Genomic DNA, 5,476 nt, shown 5'->3' with positions numbered 1-5,476 from the left:
CGGGGCGAACCTGTCGGGGGCGGATTTGAGCGGGGCGAAACTGAGCGGGGCGAACCTGTCGGGGGCGGATTTGAGCGGGGCGAACCTGCTCGATACGAGTTTGGTGTACGCCGACTTGACGCGAGCGAATCTGATGGGGGTCGATTGGATGGGGGCAGATTTGAGCGGTTCGACGCTGACGGGGGCAAAACTGCACGGCGTATCCCGTTTCGGACTCAAAAGCGAGGGAGCGGTCTGCGATTGGGTCGATTTGAGCGCCAACGGCGACGGAACGCATATTCAGCGCTTTTCTCCCGAAGAAGTCACGGAGTTTTTCAACGAATCGCTTCCGACCGTGCGAATTCTCGTCGATACCGTTCTCGATCCGGCCTCTCACGTGGCGCTGGCAGACATATACTATCGCATCGCTCGACACTATTCGACGTTGAAGCGATCGCCCAATATCGAGGTCAGCGATCGCCGTACCGTCATCACGTTTCGCCTCGACAACGACACGCAACTGTTTCCCATGGCCTACATGGTCGTATTACCCTTTCGAGACGCCAAGGTGACACAAGCCAATATCAAAAACTTGGTTCAACTGCTACAAACCAAAGAACGAGAAAGTTTAGATGCCGGACAGCTACGCTATATCGAACGCTTGCGAGGGGTGTTCAACCAAGCGATCGAACGCGCGAACGCCATTGTTAGCGCCGAAGCCCAGTGGTTCGAGCGCGATATCGGACGGGATTTTTTCAACACGCCGACCCACATCATTTTGTCCAACTCCAAAAGTCAAACCTTAGAAGTTCAACACCATCCCAAATTTGGAAAACAACGGCTCCAAGCTGCCGAAAGCGACAACTCCATGGGTTCCAACCTGTCCGAAGCTTGTACCCATACGCTCCCACCTCCCTTTGTCATTTTTGACTTTGTTAAGATTTCTAGTCCGGCCCTCGATGCCGATCGTTTGTAGCCGCGCGACCTCAGACCTTACAATAGGCTTTGATAGCCGCGATCGCGCTCTGCGCGTCCGTTGTGCTTGTGGGGATCGCATCGACTTCGAGGGTTAAATTACGAACGTCGTGCCGTGTTGAGGTGAGCTGGTTATGACACTCAAAGAACTATTAGAACGATACGCTGCTGGAGAGCGAGACTTCGGGGCGATCGTGCTGAGTGAAGCCAACCTCAGCCGAATCGACTTGCGGGACGCCAATCTCAGCTATGCCATCTTAAGCATTGCCAACCTCAGCGGCTCGAATTTGAGCGGGGCGAACCTCAGCTACGCCAAAATGAACGTGACGCGGTTGAGCGGGGCGAACCTCGTCCGGGCGAACTTACATGGGACGATTCTCAACGTCGCCAACATGATTCGCGCCAACCTCAGCCAGGCCGATCTCGCCGAAGCCGCTCTGATTCGGGCTGAAATGATTCGCGCCAACCTCAGCGGAGCCGATCTCACCGGCGCGAACCTCAACGGGGCCGATTTGCGAGAGTCCACGATGCGCCAAACGGATTTGAGCGGAGCCAACCTCAACGAAGCGGACTTGCGGGGAAGTTCGTTAGTGGCGGCGATCCTTCTCAACGCCAACTTGATCGGCACCGACTTCAGTAAAGCAGATTTGAGCGGAGCGGATTTGAGCAATTGTGAGTTACGCCACGCCCGCCTCCACCGCGCCAACCTCAGCGGGGCGAGTTTGCGGGGGGCGAACTTGCGTTGGGCCGATCTCAGCGGGGCGAACTTGCGTTGGGCCGATCTCAGCGAGGCGAAATTGAGCGGGGCGAACCTCATCGGAGCCAACCTCAGTTGTGCCAACTTACTCAATACCAGTTTCGTTCACGCCGACCTCACTCAGTCGAACATGATGCGCGCTGATTGGGAAGGGGCAGACTTGAGCGGTGCGATTTTGACCGGGGTGAAGTTGTACGGGGTGGCGCGGTTTAACCTGACGACGGAAGGGATGAGTTGCGATTGGCTCGATGTCAGTCCCAACGGCGATCACAGTCAAATCGTTCGTTTCGATCGCGAGAATTTCGAGAGGTTTTTCAACCAAACGCCCCCCACGGTACAAATTGTCATCGATACTCCCATCGACAGCACGGCGATGCTGGCGTTAACGAAGTTGTACCACCAACTCGGGGAACAATATCCCGATATGGGACAGCCCCCGAGTATCGAAGTGGGATATCGACGCACGACGCTCACGTTCCGCGTCGAGAACGACGAACTGTTGTTTCCCACGGCGTTCGTGGCGGTTTTACCGTTTAAGGACGCCGACAACACACAAAAAACGATTTTGAATTTGGTGCGCTCGATCCAAACGAAGAGTCAAGACATTCTGGGGGTCAAGGCGGCCAATCAGGCGGCGAAGCTCAGCGTGTCGATCGTGCAGCGCCTTCGCAAAGTCAGCAATTTGCAATGTCCCGTGTTGTCGGACTCGGAGGCGGGAGAGTTGGAATTTTTTGAAGCTCCCACGCAAACGTCGATTTCTAATTCGAGCGATCGCACGTTGACGGTTTACAGCAATCCCACGTTCGGAAAGCGCTTTTTCAACGCGGCGGAATTGGGAATTCCCATGAGCGCACTGTCGTCTCAACGGGCCCAGGTGGTATTACCGTCGTTGCAAGATATCCTCAATTTCGTGCAAGGATTTTATTCGTTCGACGAAGTTCGCTAAGGTCGATAGGGAGACGAAGGGGGTGAAGTTACCCGTTCGTTGCCCGTCTCGACGCGAGCGAGGGTGAAGACGAGGTTCGAGTGGGGTCGTGCGACTCGATTCGAGGAACCCTGTCGTCACGAACGGCGAGCGAATATCTGTTATTTTGCAATGATTTTGCGATCGATGTTGTGATTGAAGCTGAAGTTCACACGGCGCTGAGAGCGTTTTTACGGGAATCGGGCGATCGCTGGCCGCATCATTTGACGATGGCGCGGTTGGTGGCGCGAGCGTTGCGATTGGGACGAGACGCCCTGATTCAGACGGGGGTGTTTCCCGCGTCGGAAGAACGCTATGCGCTGAGTTATTTGATGCCGGTATTATTGTGGCCCGGTGGTGCGATCGCCATCGCCTCGGAATCGGTTCGCAAGCGGTTGTTGTCGGTGGAAATCCCACAATTGCAACAGTGGTTGGGATCGCATAAAACCGTCGTCGAGGGCGATCGCTGGCCGGACGAGGACTTTCACGGCTTGTTGCTGACCTCCCCCCAGGCTTGGTTGGATTCTAAAACGACGGAAAAGATGCGATTTCCGACGGGAATTCCGACTCTGATCGACGGCGCCGACGATTGGGAAGCGTGGACGCGCCAAGCGCTGACCGCCTGCATCGAACCGGGAGATTGGACGGCGTTGATGGAGGCTCGCCCCGATTTCGCCGACGAGGTTCGACAGGTTTGGATACAGTTAACTCGAGCGGTGTTCGATCGCCCCGCGAATCCCTATGGGGGCGTGCTGTTACATTCGGAAGAACGGGAACGGTTGAGACGGTCGATCGCCGCTATTCCCGAGGTTCCACAATCCTGGCGTCAGTTCGGACGGCGGTTGCGATCGCGTCACAGTTTCGTCTGGGCGGCGATCGATCGCGAAGGCGGACGGTTTTCTCTGTATTGCAGTCCGGCGGAAGTGTCGAACGCCCTCCGTCCACTGTGGAAACAACAACCGACGGTTGCGATCGGCGGTGCGTTGGGGGTCGATCGCGACGCGTTAATGTTTCGCCAGCGCCTGGGAATCGACGATCTCACCTGTGTTAAATTCGCGCCAGACCGACAACACTCTTTCGTTCACCTGTATGCTCCTGAAGGACTTCCCCTTCCCAACACGCCGCAATTTCGCGACGCGCTTCTTGAGGAGTTACATACCCTGGTTCGCATCAGCAGCAGTCACGCCAGTACGCGATCGAATTCTCATGACGACGACCTTATCGCGATCGTCGTCGGCGACGTTCCCCTCAGAGCGATCGTCGCGGCGACGCTGGCTGCTGAATTCGGCTCCCGCGTCCGCGTCGATACAGTCGTTCGCGCCCCTCGCAGCATTCTCGTGACGGGATGGGAGTTTTGGCGAGAACATCAAAGCGAGTTTCCGCCGCCGAAACTGCTGGCGATCGCAACACTTCCGTTTCCATCTCTCGAAGATCCGCTCGTGGCGGGTCGTGTCGCCTATTACAAACAGCTACGCAAAGACTGGTTTCGATCGTACCTGCTTCCGACGGCGTTGAGCGAACTCCAACGGGCGATCGCCTCCGTTCGCAACGATCGCGGGGTCGTCGCGCTTCTCGACGTGCGGGCAATTTACCGCAGTTACGGCCAGCACGTCTTTTCTGCCTTAAGTCCTTACGCTCGGATCGGTTCCCCCGAGGCGGGGTTGTTCGAGCCTTAGTGGGGAGGGGGAGAGGGGGAGCAAGGGAGAGAGGGGGAGAAGCTGTCAACGTTCTTCACTCTTCCCTCTTCCCTTTTCACTGTCAATCAACCGGCGGCTGCGGCTTGTTCTTCCGTGGAACCGCGCGTGCGACGGCGCGTCAAAGCGTTGAAGAGCATTTGACCGATGGCTTTAATCAAGCTGCCTTCGAGTTCTTCAAACATCGCCATATTCAGCTTGAAGGCATCGTTGGCTTCGTCCACGATGCGATCGGCTGTCGCTTCGTCGATCGGGAGATCGTTCATCGCCTGACGATACTCGTTTTTAAACGCCTTCTCGTCGGGGATATCTTGGAAATCGTAAAATGCCGTTCCCTGACCGTCTTGCAATCCCATGGATTGTTGGGCGATTTTTTTGAGGATTTGACCGCCGGACAGGTCGCCTAAATAGCGGGTGTAGCAGTGGGCTAACAGCAGTTCGGGTTCTTCGTTCGACACCTGACGGATGCGATCGACATACGCCTGTCCTGCTTCCGAAGGTGCGACGGTTTCGCGCCAGTCCGAACCGAAATAGAAGCTTAAATCTTGCTCTAAGCTCGATTTTCGATTGAGTTGCGGGTAGTATACGTTCGACAAAATGGGATGGTTGCGGTGGCGTTCCATCTCTTCTTCCATCGCCGAATAAACGAAGTAAAAGTTGGCTACGAGTTTGCGGTACGAGCTTTTTTCAACCGTCCCTTTCAAGAAACATTTGATAAAGCCAACGTTTTCGGCCATTGTGTGGGACTTCTTCGTCCCTTCTCGAAGTTTAGTCGCGAGGTTACTACTCATCACTAAAGAAAAGATTGCTATAATTTACAGTTCGATTGAAATTTGGCGTATCGAGCTTTACCAACCCATTGGGGACGAGCGCCTAATGTGTTACCTTAAACTGATTTGATGAGAATTGCTGTTAAGAATTTTTAACGCCTCGCAACAAAATTTACAAAAAAACGCGATAAGCTGTATCGATATATAACAAATAATGAATTAAGCGAACGAGTCTCCCGACTTCAGATCCGGCAATATTTTTCGACGGGAGTGGTGGGCGATCCGGAATCCGAATTTCAACGCTTCGACTCCGCTCAGCGGCTCGACTGAGCGGAGT

Annotated in this window: 4 protein-coding genes; 3 read left to right on the top strand and 1 reads right to left on the bottom strand. The window is 55.0% G+C overall.

Annotation, left to right across the window (positions count from 1 at the left end; genetic code table 11):
* The 3 genes from POG22_RS03790 to POG22_RS03780 form a co-directional block, all read left to right on the top strand.
* A partial coding sequence (locus POG22_RS03790; RefSeq protein ID WP_498903727.1) for a pentapeptide repeat-containing protein occupies nucleotides 1-955 on the top strand: 955 nt, incomplete at its 5' end.
* A 133-nt stretch (nucleotides 956-1,088) separates the two neighbouring features.
* Nucleotides 1,089-2,657 (top strand): pentapeptide repeat-containing protein, encoded by a 1,569-nt coding sequence (locus tag POG22_RS03785; protein WP_017658484.1) that lies wholly within the window; start codon nucleotides 1,089-1,091, stop codon nucleotides 2,655-2,657.
* A gap of 170 nt (nucleotides 2,658-2,827) precedes the next feature.
* Complete coding sequence (locus POG22_RS03780) at nucleotides 2,828-4,351, top strand: helicase C-terminal domain-containing protein (RefSeq protein WP_498903726.1); 1,524 nt, start codon at nucleotides 2,828-2,830, stop codon at nucleotides 4,349-4,351.
* An 86-nt stretch (nucleotides 4,352-4,437) separates the two neighbouring features.
* On the opposite strand, the gene POG22_RS03775 is transcribed toward POG22_RS03780, so the two are convergent.
* A complete protein-coding gene (locus POG22_RS03775) occupies nucleotides 4,438-5,160 on the bottom strand; it encodes a biliverdin-producing heme oxygenase (RefSeq protein WP_063715688.1) in 723 nt (240 codons plus the stop codon).
* Nucleotides 5,161-5,476 lie beyond the last annotated feature (316 nt).

It is taken from the genome of Geitlerinema sp. CS-897, from assembly GCF_028368005.1.
Lineage (GTDB): Bacteria > Cyanobacteriota > Cyanobacteriia > Cyanobacteriales > Geitlerinemataceae > Baaleninema > Baaleninema simplex.
The sequence above is the reverse complement of the archived record's forward strand: the minus strand, read 5'-3'. Positions and strand labels throughout refer to the sequence as shown.